Origin of the sequence: Streptococcus infantis (assembly GCF_047460875.1) — a bacterium.
Classification (GTDB): domain Bacteria; phylum Bacillota; class Bacilli; order Lactobacillales; family Streptococcaceae; genus Streptococcus; species Streptococcus infantis_AA.
Genome location: NZ_JASHFI010000006.1, coordinates 18,734 through 37,769, shown reverse-complemented (window position 1 = coordinate 37,769; position 19,036 = coordinate 18,734). Strand labels below are relative to the sequence as shown.

General features: G+C 39.1%; 19 protein-coding genes. 1 reads left to right on the top strand and 18 read right to left on the bottom strand.

The features are described from left to right. Position 1 precedes the first annotated feature (1 nt). From csm6 to budA, 16 genes are all read right to left on the bottom strand, one after another. Positions 2-1,162: a type III-A CRISPR-associated CARF protein Csm6 gene (gene csm6 / locus QM887_RS05335; RefSeq protein ID WP_414270862.1), complete on the bottom strand. Its 1,161-nt coding sequence runs from the start codon at positions 1,160-1,162 to the stop codon at positions 2-4. Next, on the bottom strand, positions 1,162-2,238 hold the full coding sequence (gene csm5 / locus QM887_RS05330) for a type III-A CRISPR-associated RAMP protein Csm5 (protein ID WP_414270861.1): 1,077 nt from the start codon (positions 2,236-2,238) through the stop codon (positions 1,162-1,164). The genes csm6 and csm5 overlap by 1 nt, the downstream gene beginning before the upstream one ends. Further along, a complete protein-coding gene (gene csm4, locus QM887_RS05325) occupies positions 2,235-3,140 on the bottom strand; it encodes a type III-A CRISPR-associated RAMP protein Csm4 (protein WP_414270860.1) in 906 nt (301 codons plus the stop codon). Before csm4 ends, csm5 begins: the two co-directional genes overlap by 4 nt. Before the next feature lies 1 nt (position 3,141). After that, a complete protein-coding gene (csm3, locus tag QM887_RS05320) occupies positions 3,142-3,804 on the bottom strand; it encodes a type III-A CRISPR-associated RAMP protein Csm3 (RefSeq protein WP_414270859.1) in 663 nt (220 codons plus the stop codon). Next, positions 3,804-4,184 carry a type III-A CRISPR-associated protein Csm2 gene (csm2, locus tag QM887_RS05315; protein WP_414270858.1) on the bottom strand — a complete coding sequence of 127 codons (381 nt, stop codon included), beginning with the start codon at positions 4,182-4,184 and terminating at the stop codon, positions 3,804-3,806. Before csm2 ends, csm3 begins: the two co-directional genes overlap by 1 nt. Continuing rightward, positions 4,185-6,428: a type III-A CRISPR-associated protein Cas10/Csm1 gene (gene cas10, locus QM887_RS05310; RefSeq protein ID WP_414270856.1), complete on the bottom strand. Its 2,244-nt coding sequence runs from the start codon at positions 6,426-6,428 to the stop codon at positions 4,185-4,187. It abuts the gene before it with no gap. Then, on the bottom strand, positions 6,409-7,140 hold the full coding sequence (cas6, locus tag QM887_RS05305) for a CRISPR-associated endoribonuclease Cas6 (protein ID WP_414270854.1): 732 nt from the start codon (positions 7,138-7,140) through the stop codon (positions 6,409-6,411). The genes cas10 and cas6 overlap by 20 nt, the downstream gene beginning before the upstream one ends. Before the next feature lie 1,025 nt (positions 7,141-8,165). Further along, positions 8,166-8,495: a CRISPR-associated endonuclease Cas2 gene (cas2, locus tag QM887_RS05300; RefSeq protein ID WP_373115349.1), complete on the bottom strand. Its 330-nt coding sequence runs from the start codon at positions 8,493-8,495 to the stop codon at positions 8,166-8,168. A 2-nt stretch (positions 8,496-8,497) separates the two neighbouring features. Further along, positions 8,498-9,502: a CRISPR-associated endonuclease Cas1 gene (gene cas1, locus QM887_RS05295; protein ID WP_414270852.1), complete on the bottom strand. Its 1,005-nt coding sequence runs from the start codon at positions 9,500-9,502 to the stop codon at positions 8,498-8,500. 126 nt (positions 9,503-9,628) lie between these two features. Next, positions 9,629-10,699: an ABC transporter substrate-binding protein gene (locus QM887_RS05290; RefSeq protein WP_414270850.1), complete on the bottom strand. Its 1,071-nt coding sequence runs from the start codon at positions 10,697-10,699 to the stop codon at positions 9,629-9,631. Continuing rightward, positions 10,696-11,469, bottom strand: a complete 774-nt coding sequence (locus QM887_RS05285; protein WP_414270849.1) for an ABC transporter permease — start codon at positions 11,467-11,469, stop codon at positions 10,696-10,698. The genes QM887_RS05290 and QM887_RS05285 overlap by 4 nt, the downstream gene beginning before the upstream one ends. Next, on the bottom strand, positions 11,466-12,272 hold the full coding sequence (locus QM887_RS05280) for an ABC transporter permease (RefSeq protein ID WP_414270848.1): 807 nt from the start codon (positions 12,270-12,272) through the stop codon (positions 11,466-11,468). Before QM887_RS05280 ends, QM887_RS05285 begins: the two co-directional genes overlap by 4 nt. Then, positions 12,253-13,410 (bottom strand): ABC transporter ATP-binding protein, encoded by a 1,158-nt coding sequence (locus tag QM887_RS05275; protein ID WP_070459590.1) that lies wholly within the window; start codon positions 13,408-13,410, stop codon positions 12,253-12,255. Before QM887_RS05275 ends, QM887_RS05280 begins: the two co-directional genes overlap by 20 nt. 161 nt (positions 13,411-13,571) lie before the next feature. Beyond that, positions 13,572-14,477 (bottom strand): UDP-N-acetylmuramate dehydrogenase, encoded by a 906-nt coding sequence (gene murB / locus QM887_RS05270; RefSeq protein ID WP_075229401.1) that lies wholly within the window; start codon positions 14,475-14,477, stop codon positions 13,572-13,574. 115 nt (positions 14,478-14,592) lie between these two features. Next, positions 14,593-15,345 carry a YhfC family intramembrane metalloprotease gene (locus QM887_RS05265; protein ID WP_414270846.1) on the bottom strand — a complete coding sequence of 251 codons (753 nt, stop codon included), beginning with the start codon at positions 15,343-15,345 and terminating at the stop codon, positions 14,593-14,595. A 12-nt stretch (positions 15,346-15,357) separates the two neighbouring features. Further along, positions 15,358-16,077 (bottom strand): acetolactate decarboxylase, encoded by a 720-nt coding sequence (gene budA, locus QM887_RS05260; RefSeq protein WP_414270910.1) that lies wholly within the window; start codon positions 16,075-16,077, stop codon positions 15,358-15,360. Between the two features lie 247 nt (positions 16,078-16,324). Between budA and QM887_RS05255 the strand changes: the two genes are divergently transcribed. Continuing rightward, on the top strand, positions 16,325-17,599 hold the full coding sequence (locus QM887_RS05255) for a PLP-dependent aminotransferase family protein (protein ID WP_414270845.1): 1,275 nt from the start codon (positions 16,325-16,327) through the stop codon (positions 17,597-17,599). Between the two features lie 19 nt (positions 17,600-17,618). On the opposite strand, the gene QM887_RS05250 is transcribed toward QM887_RS05255, so the two are convergent. Both QM887_RS05250 and QM887_RS05245 read right to left on the bottom strand, forming a co-directional pair. Further along, a complete protein-coding gene (locus QM887_RS05250; RefSeq protein WP_414270844.1) occupies positions 17,619-18,434 on the bottom strand; it encodes an ABC transporter substrate-binding protein in 816 nt (271 codons plus the stop codon). A gap of 117 nt (positions 18,435-18,551) precedes the next feature. Then, positions 18,552-19,019 (bottom strand): NUDIX hydrolase, encoded by a 468-nt coding sequence (locus tag QM887_RS05245; protein WP_049548248.1) that lies wholly within the window; start codon positions 19,017-19,019, stop codon positions 18,552-18,554. Positions 19,020-19,036: the final 17 nt, after the last annotated feature.

Here is a 19,036-nt window from a genome sequence, read left to right as displayed (position 1 = left end):
ATTATTTCAGTAATTCTAATAATTCTTTATTAAAATCCTTGTAAAAATTAAAATCCTTTTCAGTAAGTTGATACTGTTCCTTGATTAGCCCTTTTAAGGCTTTTAGAACTGGACCTAACTGTTTAAGTTCCTCAGAATCTAGTGAATCCAATTTATGAGCTATCGTATTTCGTGTTTTATTCATTCTCAAAATCGGTTTGATTTTATTATGCAATATCCACTCTCTTTTTTCTTGAAGGATCTTGCCATAATCCCAAATCCCGATATAAAATTTCTCTGAATCGTTCGCGTAATTATCCAGAAATCCTGGATAACGATTTTCGATATAGTCATCTAAGATAAACTCTGTAAGGTTTTTAATTCTAATCAGACCTTCACTAAAATTACCACGTTCTTTTTGCAAATCAATAGTCAAATAAGCATTTAATACTTTTTTCTGTTCTTCGCTCCATTTTTTCTTTTGGAGGACTTGAGGTACAGCCTGCCTGTCTAATGAATCTACAATATCTTGTAACTTCTTGCGACATTCTTTCAAACCAGGAAAGTCTGATAATTGATTAGCAAGCTCTAAACTTGCTTTGTAATCATATTTCGTAATAAAATCACGTAAAGTTTTCTTCATTAAGCCTTGTTTAAACTTCTCTGAAGTATCTTCAATGGTTCGGTCGATATAGTCCTGTTTGTTATCTAAGTTCGTATCAATTAGTGCGTCAATATCTTCTGAATCATCATGTCCAACTCCTGCATTTGAATCATTTTCAGGACTTGAAACTTGTACTGCCTTGACATTGATTTCACTAAGCCTATTAATCACAAACAAAGCTGATTTTACTTGAGGAGTTGCACTTGAAAGATTGAGAATAAAATCATCGTCTTTTGCATAATACTCTTGTATAATAGCATCAAATTGATCATACATGGTATCAAAAACAAATACATCTTCATTCAAGATAATTGGTTCATGACATATAATTTCTGGGAGGTATTCAGAATCGATAGAGTGAATTACTTTCTCAATATCATCTTTCTTACTAATTGTTCTCTCTGAAAAAACAATAATAATCTTTTCTGGACGGTATTTTCTCGCAATATGAACTAAAGCTCCATCGTGAAAATTACGGATTGGATCTGTATCACCCACTGCTGAAATTAAAACCTTCATCAACTAATCTCCTTAATTATGAAATTAGCTTTGCCCATTTCATAGAAAGACTCATCATTCATTATCAGTTTTCGAGTTGCTTGTGTTGTTTTAACGCTTTTCATTGGTGCTTTTGTTAATTTCAACACTCCCTTACCAACCATCTTTGTCTTCATTCGACTATACCGTTTTTGCAAGATTCCATCCGCTTGTTGAAACAAGGTCTTTGTCCAGGCTCCACTTCCAGCTCCTAAATAGATAGGATATTGAAGATTTGACTGAATCTTTTTTTCAGGAAAATCTGATAAGAAAAATTCTTTATATTCTTTGTAAAAAGCTTGTGCTCTCTGTCCTAATTCCTCAATTAGGATTCCAGCTTCCTTAGTGGTTGTAGTAATGGTGAAATTGATTCTAGTTAAGGGTACGATTGCTTCTCTGTATAAAGGAAGAGGCTTGGCAGTTAAAGACTTGGCTGAATAATCCCATTTTTGAACTAGAATAATCTGCTCATTGTTAAATGGCTTACTATCACTAACACGAATAGCATTAAACAAGTCATTAAATTCTTGACCCTTTTTGGCACCCCATGGAATCATCTTTTTGTTTTCTTTAGGACCTCTCCCATGAAAATCAACTGCATTCTTATTGTTCCAATCAGGATTGGTGTTCATTAAGATGGTTCGAATAGCTCCCTTTAAGGAACTACCTGGAATATAGGGATTACCAAAAGGGTCTCTAATAAATTTTGCTACTTCATTTATCGTACCTAATTTGGAATCACGATTATTTTTTTCAATTTCCAAACCAGTCTCAACAATCCGGTAACCACCGAAATCACGATTAGATATCCGGTTATCATCCAAGAAGGAAATCAAGCGATTATTTCTAGCACTTGGCTTTGTCTCTTGTAGAAACTGTTCAAACTTCTGGCCATGCCCTTTTTCCACCATGCGGTTATAAAATTTCCCCATATCAGGAAAATAATACTGCCCCTTTTCATAGATAAATTCTCGAGAAGTGTATTTCTCACCATTCCCTATATGAATAGGCGCCATGGCTAGGAGGCTAAATTGAAAGGTTCTATAGTCTGTTTTCATCCTTTTCCCTCCATCTTGAAAAATAGTGGCTTAGCATAGTTTAATGCTTCATGCGGGAAATCAAGAGGTCTTACATCTACAATCTGTCCTGTAAAGGTTTCAGAGAAAGTAGAGCCAGAAGCGAACTTGTACAAATCTTGTTTTCGGTAATTTTCTTTAGTTTCTGTACTAAAGGCAAAACCACTTGATTTACTTAATAAGTAGGAACCAGTTTCCATAGCATGTTCAAGTTCCTTTTCGATTGGTAACGAAGTTGTCAAGGACATGACTGTTCCTTGATGGTCCTTGGTGAGACGGTTTTTAAAAGTAGCAGGTAAATCTGTAATCGTCAAATCAAATCGCCCGTAGCCACTGGAACGTTTGCCCCCAATTCCTGCATATTGCAAGCTTGTCATGAGTTCATTTAAGAGCTCTGATTCGGTAGCAATCACGTAAAGAGAAGAGGCATCTCTAAATCGAACGGTAGACACTTGGAAAAGATTCCCATCTACATGAGGTTGGTTTTTAGTGATAATATTTGTTACTGCATGTTCTGCATCTTCAAAAAGAGTACCATTTACAAAAGAATCAAATTTATCTAAAGGAATAAACTGAAGTTTCTTTGCCATTTTAGCTTGACGTCTTACTTCTTTGACATCCGTTTTTAAGTCCGGCTGTTCAAACTTTGGAAATCCTATCGGCTTCGGTAAATATGGACTTGACTGATAAGGAAAGGCATCAGTCAAAACAAATTCATCTTGACCTGCTAATGATAAAAATTCTTCCATTTTACCCATTTTTTTTGCCTCAATAGCTAAGGCAGAAAATAATCGATCAGCTGCAAAAGTCATTTTAGAACTATCGAGCGTACCTGCTCCAAAGTGAGCAGACTGAAAGTTCATAATATACATCTTATAGGTCATACTAGACCTCCGTAGTTAAAAGTTCATTCAATCTACTAACATCATAGTTTCCGAAAACTGTATTTGCTTTAAGATTCTCAAAAGCAACCTTACCATATCCACGAGAGCCTGAACCACCTAAATAATCAAGTTCCAACAGTTTTAATCCGTCAAGAATTACTTTAAAATCTTCTTCCACTTGTTCTTCACTGTCATCTGTGATTTCATAGATTAATTCAAATGCAAAAGCACTCTTACGGATGGCACGTTCAATTTGTCTCGGATTCGCTTCAGCAGTGATACGGTCAATAGTATTTTCAAACTTAACTTCAGTATAACTCTTGACCCCTAATGAATCTAACTCGTCCTTATTGATTAAGAAAGCATCTCTAAAAATGAGTCGCCCCATTTTATAGCGATTATCTGAACTGTTCCCAAAGAGTCGACTTAGAAGTTCGCCATCTTCTCCTGGTTTCTTAGCTAGTCGTTCATTATGAACTTTTGAAAGAAGACTACGCATCTTCCCTTTGATACTTGAACCAGGAATAATGGGTAAGTTAGTAATAGGATCCTTGATTACAGGAGAATCAGTAGCCCCAATTGCCGCAAAAGCATTGCTGGTTCCAATATGAAGTCCTGTTTCTAGACGAATTTGTGCTGTTACTTGAATTTTTGCAAATGCCATTAATCTTTTCCTCCGTAAAATTTGAAATAAGCTACTAGTGCTTCCATATAGCGACAAAAACGTTGGAGACTTTCCTTATTGTTTATTTCTTTTAAAATGTCTAGAATTTCAGCCTTTTTAACCAAGTCTTTAACCGCAGTTTCTCGGCCCGATTGATAAACAAACTGCACTCTCAAATAAGCAATTTTGTCAGCTAAATTCTTATACTCTCTAACCTTACTTTCATCAAAGAGAGTACTCGTCAAGCTTAGTAGGTTTCTAATTTTGCTAGTTGTTAAAAGGAATGCTTCAGGGTTCCTAGAATCTCTAGTGTTTCGATTCAGTGATTTAATAACATTCTCTGCCTTATCTACGTAATTATCATCTGTTAAAATTGCCATCTATGAATCCTTTCTAATCTCATAAATATATAGAAGTAAAGCTATCTCTGCTTCCTTACGTTCATTATCGCTACCTGTATACCAAGAAAAGAATAAATCTTTAAACTCTTTAAACTCTTCTTTTTTATCCTTAGAAGTTTGATCTTCTAAACGTGTCAAATAATAGGCTAATCGAGCAATATTCATACGATCGTAGTTGCGAAGGAGCTCAATAAGTCTATATACAAAACTCTTTCCTCGCTCATCTTGAATATTAAAGTAGTAACGAATGCTCTTCAGTTTCCCATTATAGACATTGTCAATAAATTGGTCGAACTTCAAGGTATAATTTTTTTCAAAAAGTGAGATACTATCCTTGTCGTTATCTTTGGCTGCTGCTTCTAGATTACCAGTTTCTTCAGCCATGAGGCTAACTGGGGTTTTATCTGGAAAGAGGCCAATCCCTGCTGATAGGGTTAATTTACCATTTGTCCACTTGATAAAGTTCTGTCGGAGACAAATAGTAAACTCAATAATATCCTGCCAGGAACCGATCGCAAATACATCATCTCCACCGGCATAAATGATCGATAGTTTTTTCTCTCTGGCAAACTGGTTGATATAGACCTTAAAGAAGAGACTCATACTTCTAGAGAAGGTCGCTGAACGTGCCAGAGTATTATACTTGCCACTATCTTGATAAGAGAACCCAGCCATAAAGGCTGCTCCTAGGTCATCCACATCTAGTCGAACGACTGCCAGACGCTTGATGCCTTGTCCAGTTTCACTATCCTGAGATAGTTTAGCATACTCGTAAATCTCATCATACTTGTAATCTCCGACAAAGACATGGGTTGCTTTTAGGATATCTGTGCTATAGCTATTCTTGACATAAACACGGTCCCACTCTTCATTAGCGAGGTCAGCTTTGGAAATACCACTAATATAGGCTCCCGGACCTATCGGCAGGCCTTTTTCTTTTGTGACAATATAGTAGTCTTCTTGTATTTCCTTAGCAAAGCGATACATTCCTGCACAGATATGGCAGACTTCTTGATCTTTATACTTGGTAAGCTTTTCGACAGAGTGGCAAATTGCACATTCTTTCTGGGAGCTTTTTCCTCCTTGGTTGAGTTCAAGGAGAGTTTTGGCATCATAACGAGAAATTTTCTTTTGGGAAATCATCCGACTAGTTGTTTGATAGACTTTTCGATAGTCGGCCAGTGTCGTTGTCATATCATTGGCTGAAAATGGATTCCAGCCAAATGCTACGTACAAACCTGTCTGGAAATGCTTGACCAAAAACTGATTGAATTCTGCTTCAAAGCTAGCCAAGGTTTCTCTAGTTTTTTCGGTGTTTGGAAGAATAAAGTAGGCGTGCCCTCCACCGACGTAGAGAAGATTAGCCCTTGTAAGCTCTAACTTCTCCAGTAAGCTGTCAGCGATATGTTCCCCCATAAAATCTAGATACAAGGAACGTGCTTTTAGTTGCTTGGCTGCACCAGCTGTTGCGATATTGTAGATAAAGTCCTGAATCCCTGACAAGTCAAAACTTGCTAATAAAAAGGCCTTTTCGCTATAAAAAGCTTCTAAATCTTGTCCCAGTACCTTCTCATAGTCACGGCAATTCTTGTCTGCTAAATAGTCCTCTATAGCTAGGGCAAAGCCAGCTGTTAGACGACTGTAGGTTGCTAGAGAAATATCCGATAATTCCTTGGTTATTGTCGAAACAGGCACATAGGAAAGAGTAGACTCAAGGAGATTCAAAAGGGCATCTATCTCAGACTGGCTAAAGTCCAATCGCTCAAACTCTTTTTCTAAGGTCTCTACTACCAAGTCATAATCTGACCTGTCAGATGGCTCACTCGATTCCTTGGCATAGTTTGGTTCTCCGTCAAGCTCTAATGGACGCGCATCAAGATAACGCTGACTAGGGCTATCTGAAAAAACATTAAAGATATCCGATTGTTTGCTTAGGAAATCTTCTTTACCTCCATGAGTGTCTGCTACTCCTTTTAGACCTGAAGCAATCTTTGCAGCAGCTGACGTGATATAGACCAAACTATCAGGAGCTAAGTCCTTCGGCAAATCACTAGAAGTCGCCTTGGCTATCTGCTGGGCTATTTTTTCATTGTCCGAAAAGCGTCTAAACCATTCGGACCCAATGGTACCCAGGTCTTTCTCATCATACCTGGAACCTTGAATCACCTTGCCGATAGCGTGCAAAAGCGATCCATAAACTAAATCATTCTTTTCTTTCTTCAAGTTCTAAACCTCCCATCCCTAAGCTAGTTTTCATACCGAGACCTGAGTACTCTCCAAATTTCAGAAGCATATTAGCGTATGCTTTCAAGGTATTTGGACCTGTAATCTTAAAGGTCAGTCTCCCCCTGAAACCAGGAATTTTTTTGCCATGAACTTTAAAATAGCTGGATTCCAATCGATAGCTGGTAATCCTACTATGCTTGATCAAGTAGTCCAAGGTTTCCTCTTCGATTTCCTGACGATTCTCGACCAGACGTGCATACTTCATCATCAAACTCTGAAAGATGAGACGCATGGTCGGAAAGAGCACGTACTCTCCCTGGGAGCGAAATCCTGTTGGAGTTTGAAAATGGATAGTATAGAGTGACCGATCTTGGTTTTCATTAAAGAACTCAAAGAGTTGCTCCGAACTGAGATCTTGCATGGTCAAAGACTCCACCATGAGAGTTGGTAAATCATGAAGTTCCACTTTCTTAAGCTCCAATAGAACTGGCAAAATCTGCTTGACAGCCTCATCCGTCAGGAGATGAAGGGACCATAGGGTCTTGTCCTTTTGATGGATGATTTTTAGTGAATAGGGGTTAGTCTCCTGCTCATGTAGCCAAGTCACATAGTCTGGTTCCAGGTTTTCCATGAGAAAACCTTGAAATTTTGTCGATAGGTCGCTCGGTGATTGGTCAATCCGCTTAAATGATAGTTCGATGCGTTTCATATGCCTCCTTTATTGATACAATTGCGCTTTTGCTTTCTCATGAGCGCTTTTTTCTTTTACTTTTGAAATCCTTTGCCCTTATGAAACTGTCCCCTCTCGAGGTTGATAGGGAGCTATACTCTGGATGATAAGGGTATATTACGCTTTAAGAACGATGATGTGTTTCCGGCCCCTCGCGAGGTAGATAGGTAGATATACCTGGACTGGAAAATATTTACTGAAAGTGAGGGTTAAAAGTTTCCGGCCCCTCTCGAGGTAGATAGGTGGATATACTTGCTTATGGGACAACTTACAAGGAGCTTGTCGAGTTTCCGGCCCCTAGCGAGGTAGATAGGTGGCTATACTCTCGCTTTAGAGGTTGCGTTGGAGCGCGCCTACTCGGTTTCCGTCCCCTCTCGAGGTAGATAGGTAGCTATACAAGCCTACTTGAGTCAGCTATTTGCTAAGCAAGCATTGTTTCCGTCCCCTCGCGAGGTAGATAGGTATCTATACAATAGAAAGGCCTCGAAAGAGGAAGTAAAGAAAATGGTTTCCGTCCCCTCGCGAGGTAGATAGGTATCTATACAATAGAAAGGCCTCGAAAGAGGAAGTAAAGAAAATGGTTTCCGTCCCCTCGCGAGGTAGATAGGTAGCTATACAAAAATGCCAGAATCTTTAATTCGAGAACTTCGAGTTTCCGTCCCCTCTCGAGGTAGATAGGTATCTATACTGAACTGGGCAAGTCTTCTAGCTACATCTGTCGGTAGTTTCCGGCCCCTCTCGAGGTAGATAGGTATCTATACATTTACCTGAAGGTACACTAGCGCCAATGCGTTGCCCGTTTCCGGCCCCTCGCGAGGTAGATAGGTATCTATACTATTATATATGTATTCCAAAAAAAGAGGTTCCTTTATTTGTGTTTCCGTCCCCTCTCAAGGTAGATAGGTATCTATACCCCATATCTTGTATGTAAACCTATAACAAGCACTAGATATAACCTATTGGAAACTACTATTAGTATACCATATTTTGTAAGAGTTTTCATGTCAAAAGAACAAACAATCCTCCTTTTCTATCTCGACTTCATCTGTATTTAAGCGCAAGGTTTCTTCTCGATTTCCAACGTAAACAATGATATTGTCTAACTGGTCAGCATCATAGAATGCTTGCAACTCACTCAGCAAGCTACGGTAGTTGGATTTTTCTAGATCAACCTCAAAGCAGGAGCGTTGGACTCGGATACCAAATCCCTCTAGTAACTTTGCGAGTTTCAGACGCCTCTTATTACTAACAATATCATATATAATAATACAAAAGAAAGACTTTTTCTTAGCAAACTCCTTCTCTTCTGCTGAAAGATTAAAATAAAATCCCATGATTATTCTCCTGTATAGCCAATAACATAAAGTTCGGGTTTTAGACTCTCAAAAGCTCGAATCAATCCCTTAATTTGCAGATCTGCCATATAGAAAAAAGTATAGCGTTTTTTGTCGACTTCGACATACTGATGGATTTCCAACATGCGCTCTCTCATGGCCTGGATAAAAATCCTTCTCCCCTCCTGATCCAAATAATAGGCTCCCCCTTGGCTTTTTTCAAAATGTGAAACACTTAATTCACCGCTAAAGATTAAATCTAAAATAGTATTATCAACGATGATTGGACGCCACTCCTCCATGAGGTCACTGGCTAAACTTGCATGATGTTGGTGACTTTGATGCATGACACCAAAACCATAGCTCAATCCATTTTTACGAATCAAACCCAAAAAGCAGGAGTAAAGTAAAGAATAGCCAAAGTTAAGCAGACTATTGAAGCAATCCTCAGCAGGCCTACGACTTCGCCCATAAAAACGAAACTCATCCGGTACTAGCAAGCCCAAATAGTAAAAATAAGACTTTGCAATTCTGCCTTCATACCCCATCACTTCTGGAATTGACCTAGCTTCAGATATCTTTTCTATACTTTCCTCAAAGCGTGAAAAATATTCGTGCGTTAAAATTCCATCTTGATTATAATTTTTAAGTAAGGATAACTGGTGATTTACTTTGGCGGAAGCTATTTTTTTTGATATAGAGAGACAAAAATCCTTATCAAAACAAGCTTTCGTCTGAATAACTTGCTTCTCAAAATCTTCTTGTCGATAGGAATCCAAACAAGCCAAAAATTTACCTTCACTAGAAAAATAATAAACATTGATTTGCTTCTTTGCTAAGAACTTTAGTAATTGGGTGGTTAACTGAGCGTTCCCAAATACTATGATATTCTCAACTAAGTGGATTGAGATTTCTTTAACAATCTCGCGTTGACCATTCTTTATGATAATCATCTGATTACAGAGACTTAAAAAATGGTCAGACTTTTGAACAAATAGGTCACTCATCTCATATACACCTCCTAAATGTATAAAGGATATTATTCTATCACTAAAATTAAATTTGTCAACAATTTATACAAGATTTTATAAAAAAACGAACCAGTTTGACTGATTCGTTCTTTTTGTTTATTCCTACTTCCGATACATCTTGAATTGAAGGAAGAGGTCACTATATTTTCCTGTCCATTTATGGTCAAATTTCTCATAAACTTCTAGATGTTTCATAGTATCTGCATCTGGATAAAAGGACTTGTCCTCTTTTGTCTCTTCAGGGAGCATTTCCTTAGCAGCATTATTTGGTGTTGAGTAACCGACATACTCTGCATTCTTAAGAGCATTGTCAGGTTTCAACATAAAGTTAATGAAGGCATAGGCAGCATCCTGGTTCTTGACAGTCTTAGGAATGACCATATTGTCAAACCAGAGATTACTTGCCTCTGTCGGTACGACATAGCGGAGATTTTCATTTTTCTCCAGCATCTGGCTGGCTTCTCCTGAGAAGGTCACACCGATGGCAGCATTGTTCTGAATCATATAACCCTTCATCTCATCCGCAACGATGGCCTTGATGTTAGGCGTTAGCTTGTAGAGTTTATCTACTGTCTCTTCTAATTGTTGAGGATCTTTGGAGTTAAGACTGTAACCTAGAGAGTTAAGACCTAGTCCAAGTACCTCACGCGCTCCATCAAAGAGCATGATGGAGTTCTTATACTCTGGCTTCCAGAGGTCATCCCAATGTTCAGGTGCTTCTTCCACCATGGTTTCATTGTAGACAATTCCCAAAGTTCCCCAGAAGTATGGAATAGAGTACTCATTGTTTGGGTCAAAGGACTGGTTGAGAAATTCAGAGCCGATATTCTCAATTCCCTCAATTTTACTATAATCCAGTGGAACTAAAAGATCTTCGTCCTTCATCTTGTTAATCATATACTCACTTGGGATGGCAATATCGTAGGTTGTCCCACCCTGCTTGATTTTCGTGTACATGGCTTCGTTAGAGTCAAAAGTTTCGTATTGGACTTGAATCCCTGTTTCCTCTGTAAATTGTTCAATCAAGTCTGGATCGATATAATCTCCCCAGTTATAGATGACCAATTTTTGACTATCACGACTATTGATTTTACTGTCCAAATGGTAGGAAATTCCCCACAAGACTAGGATAATCGCTAAAATTCCTGCTAAAAATGAATAGAGTCGTTTCATGCCTGCTCCTCCTTATCACGTGAAATGAAGTAATACCCTACAACCAGGATAATACTAAAGAGAAAGACCAAGGCTGAAAGAGCATTGATTTCAAGCGAAATTCCTTTACGAGCTCGAGAGTAGATCTCAACTGAGAGGGTTGAGAATCCATTTCCCGTTACAAAGAAGGTCACGGCAAAGTCATCTAGTGAATAGGTGAAAGCCATAAAGTAGCCTGCGATGATAGACGGCGTTAAATAAGGGAGCATGATTTCCTTGAACATTTGGAACTGACTGGCACCTAGGTCATAGGCTGCATGGATCATATCCCCATTCATCTCTTTCAATCGAGGCAAAACCATAAGCACTACGATTGGAATTGAGAAGGCCACATGACTGGACAAAACGGTCAGAAAACCAAGCGAAAATTTGAGCTGTGTAAAGAGAATCAAGAAGCTAGCACCAATCATAACGTCTGGTGCGACCATCAAAATGTTATTGAGGGATAAAAAGGCTTCTTGGTATTTTTTGCGTGATTGGTAAATGTAGATGGCACCAAAAGTCCCAATAACAGTCGCTATCAAGGCTGATAGGAAGGCTAGTAAAAAGGTTTGAACCAAGATCAGCATGAGTCTCCCATCGCCAAACATGGCTTCAAAGTGAGTCCAGCTAAAGCCTGTAAAGCTATTCATATCATCGCCTGCATTAAAGGCATAGCCGATCAAGTAAAAGATTGGCAAATAGAGAACAATAAAGACAAAGGCTAGGTAGAGATTGGCAATTTTTTTCATCGTTCTCTCCTTTCCTTAGTCACCCACATAGTGATAAACATGGTCAGGATAAGAACAACACCGATTGTTGAACCCATACCGTAGTTGTCATTGGTCAGGAAATTCTGCTCAATAGCAGTCCCCAAAGTAATCACTCGGTTCCCCCCAATCAAACGGGTCAACATGAAGAGACTCAAACTTGGGATAAAGACAGATTGAACGCCACTTCGCACTCCGTTCATTGACAGAGGGAAAATGACATGGCGGAAGGTTTCCCACTTGGTCGCACCTAGGTCATAGCTGGCATTGATGAGATTATTATCCATATCATCCAAAACGTTGAAGATTGGCAAAATCATAAATGGAAGCTCGATGTAGCTTGCGACAAAGATAAATGAGAAATCTGTAAATAGCAACTGCTGAGAACCAATTCCGATAAATTCTAGGAATTGGTTGATAGAACCATTTTGACCAAAAATCCCGATAAAGGCATAAGCCTTGAGGAGTAGGTTAATCCAGGTTGGCAGGATGATCAGCATGAGCCATAGTTGACGGTGTTTGAGACGAGTCAAAAAAAGGGCTGTTGGGTAGCTAATTAAGAGCGTCACCAGAGTAACGAACCCTGCATAGAGGACAGAGTTGAGACTCATTTTAAGATAGGTCATATTTTGGGACGCAAAATAGGATTTATAGTTTTCTAAACTGAACTGGCCTTCGATATTGAAAAAGGATTGTCCGAAGATCAAGACCAAGGGTGCCAATACAAAGAGCGCAATCCAAAGCATGTAGGGCACTACAAAGAGTTTAGAGGTTGTTTTCTTCATCTCTTTCCTCCTCGATAGCGTTGATCAAACCTGCTTCTTGCTCTTCGATTTCTACGTATTCCTCGATACGAGCATCGAACTCTTCTTCTGTTTCATTGAGACGCATGATGTGGATGTCTTCTGGTTCAAAGTCCAGACCGATTTCCTCACCCACGATGGCCTTACGAGTCGAGTGAATCATCCATTCATTGCCAAGTTCATCATAGGCGATAATCTCATAGTGAACTCCACGGAAGAGCTGAGTATCGACCTTAACTTGAAGCTTGCCTTCTTCTGGAAGGGTGATCTGCAAATCCTCTGGACGAATCACGACTTCGACTGGCTCATTTGGCTTCATACCACCATCCACAGCCTCAAAGCGTTTGCCATTGAACTCGACCAAGTAGTCCTCAATCATGGTCCCTGGCAGGATATTTGATTCACCGATGAAGGTTGCAACAAAGTGGTTGATAGGCTCATCGTAGATGTCAACTGGTGTACCAGACTGAACAATCTCACCGTCATTCATGACAAAAATCCAGTCACTCATGGCCAGGGCTTCTTCCTGATCGTGAGTAACAAAGACAAAGGTAATGCCCAAGCGTTGTTGCAGTTCACGCAGTTCGTACTGCATGTCTGTTCGCAACTTCAAGTCCAAGGCTGACAAAGGTTCATCCAACAAGACCACACGAGGTTGATTGATAATCGCACGCGCAATAGCCACACGCTGGCGTTGTCCTCCAGATAATCTACGGATAGAACGTTTTTCATAGCCTTCAAGCTGTACCATCTTGAGAACTTCTAAGACACGTTTTTCGATTTCTTTTTTATCGACCTTACGCAATCGCAATGGAAAAGCAACATTTTCAAACACATTCATATGTGGGAACAAGGCGTAAGACTGGAAGACCGTATGAACATCACGTTTATTGGTCGGGATGTCATTGATACGGACACCGTCTAGCATGATATCACCAGTTGTTGCATCCAGCAAACCTGCAATGATATTGAGGATGGTTGATTTCCCAGATCCTGAGGCACCAAGAAGTGTATAGAACTTCCCTTCTTCCAACTCAAAATTAATATCTTTGAGAACCTTAGTGTTGCTATCTTCAAAAACTTTAGAAACGTTTCTGAATTCGATAATTGGTTTTTTCAATTGTCATAAATTCCTTCTTTTTCATAGATTAACAGATCAGGGCTCTGTCAGGCCGCCACTACCTCTTGCAAAGAGTTAGGCCTCCTGCATGCATCTTCGCTACCGATAGGCTTTCACCCCCTCTACATTCTAGTTAGTAGCAGCTAAGCTATTTCTACTATTTACTCATGTTCACCCAAGATACGAACTTCTCGCTCAAGAGTAACACCTGAGTGTTCTTTAACCTTCTCAATGACAGACTCGATCAATTCCTCATAGTCCTTAGCAGTTCCATCAGCAATATTGACCATAAAGCCTGCATGTTTTTCTGAGACTTCAACCCCACCAATACGATAACCTTTCAAGCCTGCTTCTGCAATCAATTGACCTGCAAAATGATCCACTGGACGTTTAAAAACTGATCCACATGAAGGATACTCCAAAGGTTGCTTGAGTTCACGAAGATGAGTCAAGCGGTCCATCTCCTGTTTGATGACTTGGTGATTACCTGGAGCTAGGGCGAACTTAGCAGAAAGGACTACTGCCCCTGATGCTTGAATAGCTGAATGACGGTAACCAAAGTTCAAGTCTTTAGCAGACAAGGTTTCGATTTCACCCTCCTTAGTCAAGATTTGACAAGACTGGAGAACATGAGCAATCTCACCACCATAAGCGCCAGCATTCATAAAGACAGCTCCACCGACGCTTCCTGGAATACCACAAGCAAATTCAAAACCAGTCAAACTATGACGAAGGGCAATACGAGTAGTCTCAATCAAGTTTGCTCCAGCTTCAGCCTCAATGGTATAGCCATCAACAGAGACATTATTGAGCTTGTCACACATGATTACAAAACCACGGACTCCACCTTCACGGACGATGATGTTACTTGCATTTCCAAGAACCATCCAAGGAATGTTTTCCTGATTGGCAAACTTGACCACACGAGCCATCTCATAGCGATTGCGTGGAAAAACTAAATAATCTGCCTTTCCTCCAACTTTTGTATAAGTATAGGATTTTAAAGGTTCGTCGAAACGAATATCGATTCCTTCTAAGGTTTCTTTTAATTTATCTGATACAGTCATTTTTCTAATCCTTTTATGAAATTCATTCCATTATACCATTTTTAGCGATTTTTTTCGATGATTATGTCACCTTTTACCAGAGACAATACAAAAAAGAGGCTAGGCCTCCTTGATATTACTGCTTCTTGTAAAAGATTGATTTTGTTAGGAAAACGAAAGCCAAAACTTCTACTGCCAATATTCCCTCTACCACCAGAGGATTTGAGATCCAGCCAACTTGAGAAAGGCTAGGTGCCAGATCAAATAAAGCATGCAGACCGTAAGCAGCTACTAGGTAAATCCATTTCTTTTGGCGAACTGCTTGATAAACCCAGAAGGTCAAACCAACTTGAAGAAGCAAGGCTAGAATTCTCTCTAATCCCAAAAGGTAAATCTGCCAAGCTGCTAGATTATGAATGGTTGCAAGTGTACTCTCAGGTAAGAGTTGCATGATAGCTGGATTTTGCGATTCAACTGCTGAAAATAGGATAAAGAGATTGAGTAAACCAGCAATTCCGATATAAATCATTTCTAGCCCACCATGACCAAGACCATAGGCGAGGGCATCTGAATCTTCCATCTCTCTTTTTTTGTTCAACCATTTGAAAAAGATTAGTCGGGCTGTTTCTTCGAATAAGGCAGCCATAGAAATGCCATAAATCACATAGAGAAGAGGATTTTCTGACATGAGTGGAACTGTCCCATCCTTTTGTGGGTGGAGAACCAAGAGATGAACGATTTTCTCCAAGACTTGAGAAGAGGCAAAAAATGCAACTGCCCCAAGGCCCAAAACTGCAAAATTAATCTTGTATTGCTTTCTTGCATACCAAACTACTGCAATGAGAAAGGCGAATAAACCAATCATTGTAACTACAATATGTAATTTCATATATAACTCCTTTTATTCTGACTTATCGATATCTTTTTTCATCTCGTCTACATTAAACTTAGCAAATAGATATTGACGATCCTGAACAGGAAAACGTTGATCCAACTGATCAACAGCTCCCACCTCTACAATCCCTTCCTTGATGACAAAGTCCATAACGTGACCACCAAAGGTGAGGTCATCAGAGATAAAGTGTAGATGGTAACCAGCAACACTAACTCCATGGAAAATTTCAGGTGTCCAAAAACCAACGATGGTTCCTGAAACATTTTCGCGACTATACTCTGGCTGATGTATCGCAACCTCAGCAAACTTCGTTTCGCTTGTTGATTTTGGAATCATGCGCACATGCATGTTCTTGAAATCACCATGAATCTTGATAGAACGAAAGAGGTTTTCACCATCATAGTAAGACTCGATTCTCTTTTCTAACTCCTGATCCGTCATTTCAAAACGCTGACGGAATATAACTTCTGCCTGATGGGGGACAACTGCTGCATAGGGAATCAAAGCATCTGGTGAAACTTCAACGATTTCAGGTTTCTCACCTGAACCCTTAGCTTGATAGGCTTTACCATCTAAGACAATCAATTCGCCATCGATAGAGTCCAGCGTCCCTAAACCTAAATCACCATGTTGGAGCAATTCACCAACGGTTAGACTTCCTACATAGAGTCCCGCCATCAGCGCTCCTAAAGTATTGTATTGAAATAATTTTACTGGTTCTTGCACCTTAATAATCTCACTCTTTCCAGAATTTTTCACTTAATAAGTATATCATATTTCTTCTTAGAATTGAACGCTAGACTGCCGTTTAAAACTCAATGAAAATCAAAGAGCAAACTAGGAAACTAGCCGCAGGCTGTACTTGAGTACGGCAAGGCGACGTTGACGCGGTTTGAAGAGATTTTCGAAGAGTATAACATTGTCAAACGTCTAAAAAAAAGGTACAATGTAACAAAATCAAGAGAGGTCTGGAATGAAGCAAGAAAGTAAGTATGAACAAGTCGTTCACTATCTAAAAAATGAGATAGAATCAGGTAGATTTCCCACTGGAAGTCGCCTACCATCTATCCGAAAACTCAGTCAAGATTTTCACTGTAGCAAAGACACCATACAGCGCGCACTCTTAGAACTCCGATACGAGAAATATATCTACTCAAAACCTCAAAGTGGTTATTATGTATTGGAGCAACAAACCAGTCATGAAGACTTAATTATCTCAGTTAACGATGAACACGCAGCGGCCTATGATGATTTTCGTCTGTGCGTCAATGAGAGCTTGATTGGGCGAGAAAATTATCTCTACAACTACTATGAACACCAAGAGGGTTTAGAAGAATTACGAAAGTCCGTTCAGAAACTACTGTTTGATCAAGCGATTTATAGTAAGGCAGACCAGTTGGTCATGACGTCTGGAACCCAACAGGCACTGTTTATTCTCTCTCAGATTGATTTTCCAGGTCAAGCTCAGGAAATACTGGTTGAACAACCGACCTATCATCGGATGAACCAGCTGCTACTAGCTCAAAATATTCCCTATCAAACCATTGACCGTCGAGTAGACGGCATTGACCTAAACGAACTTGAGGAACACTTTAAAAGCGGAAAGATTAAGTTTTTCTATACCATTCCCCGTTTCCACTATCCTCTGGGGCATTCTTATTCTGAAGAGGAAAAACTTGCCATCCTTGACTTGGCTGCAAAATATCAGATTTATATCGTCGAGGATGACTATCTGGGGGACTTGGATCCTAAAATGGGACAAACCTTTCATTATTTAGACCAACATGATTTGGTCATCTATATCAAATCCTTTTCTACCAGTCTTTTTCCTGCCCTTCGAATCACTGCCCTTCTTCTTCCAAACACTATCAAGGAAGCTTTTGTGACCTATAAAAACATTCTCGACTACGATAACAACCTTATCATGCAAAAGGCTCTAACACTCTACATCGATAGTCAACTCTTTGAGAAAAACAGACTAGCACGACTGGCACTGCAAGAAAAAAGTCAGGAGCACATCCAACGACTCTTACAAAGGTATCCCATTTCCCTACCGAGCTATCCACTTCATGATGGGCTTTTGCTTGATCTCAGGAACTATCCTAGCATCGCTAGTCTTAAACACAGTCCTCTAGAACTCGACTTCTTCCAATCTTCCTATCTAGCGAACTGCCCTTATCACTTTGCAAAAATTTCCTTAGAAAATATTGAAGAAACATTAAGCTATTTAAAAACAGAGCTGGACTGAAATCCAACTCTGTTATTTTTTATTGCTCTACTTCTGTTAGCTTAGCAGCTTTTTCAAGATAAGTTTGGTAAGTTCCGTCATCTTTCAGTTTTTGGATGACCTTATCAACTACTTCCTTCAAATCTGAGTTCCCTTTTTTGATAGCTACAGCATTTGCTTCGCCTTCTTTCATAGTCAAGTTGACTGTAGCCACTGCCAAATCTGAGTTCTTAGCAGAATAGCTTAGTGCTACTGGCTCATCCATATGAACGGCATCTACTTTACTAGATTGAAGCTCGTTGACTGCTTCTCCCATGTTTGTCAAAGAAGTCAACTGTGCCTTTGGAAGTTGCTCTTTAACCATAGATTCAGGAACAGTTCCTTTCTGAGCTGCAATATTAGCACTTGCTAGAGAGTCCAAATCCTTGTATTTTTCAAGATCTGATTTTCTGATAAGGAAGCTAATTTTATTTTCATAGTAAGGAATTGAGAAATCAAAGACTTCTTGTCTTTCTTCAGTTGCACTGATTCCCGCAATTGCTAGGTCTGCTTTTCCTGTTTGAAGACTGGTCAAGACATTATCAAAACTCATGCTTGAAACTTCCAATTTCACTCCAAGTTCATCAGCGATTGCTTGCGCCATGTCAATATCCGCACCTACGACTTGGTTTTTACCATCCACAAGTGCTTGAAACTCAAAAGGAGCATAGTCGGGACTAGTTGCGACCACTAATTTTCCTTTTTGCTTGATGGCCTCCACTGCAGACTGCGAGCTTGAACTAGACGATTGGCAAGCTACCAATAAGAAGCTTGCAAGAAAACTACATAAGACAAATATCCATTTTTTAAAATTCATAAATAAACAACCTCTCTGTTAATTTTGTATAATTATAACTTATTCAGAAATACTTGTCAAGTTTTTCTTGCATTTTCATAAAATATAATTAAAAAATATAGAAATTCAGTGGTTAGTTTATCTATCTATTGGGAACTTATTTTCAAAAAAATCATTTATCATATCTCGATGTTGCTGGTTTACAATTGTGATATTTTGTATGTCCCTATGTTCAAAAAATCCTAATTCTAAAGTTTCGTCACTCGTAAAAACATTTGTAGAGATAGAAGTTTCAGATGCAACTAAATACAAAATTGTAAGAACTTGAGCCTCATCACCATTTGGATAACTATCTGAATATTTTGTATAAACATTTAAAAGTTTTTTCACTGTCACTTTCAGTCCAGTTTCTTCGTAAAACTCTCGAACTAACGCTTCTACAGCCGATTCGCCTAATTCAATAGCTCCGCCTGGTAATCCCCAAGTTCCTTTATCTGCTCGTTTTTGTAATAATATTTTTCCTGATTGACTTAATATTCCACATGTGAAATTTAAAATAATTTTATCTTTTCCAACTTTTTTTCTTATATTCTGTATGTAGTTCATTATTCACCTCTGACAAA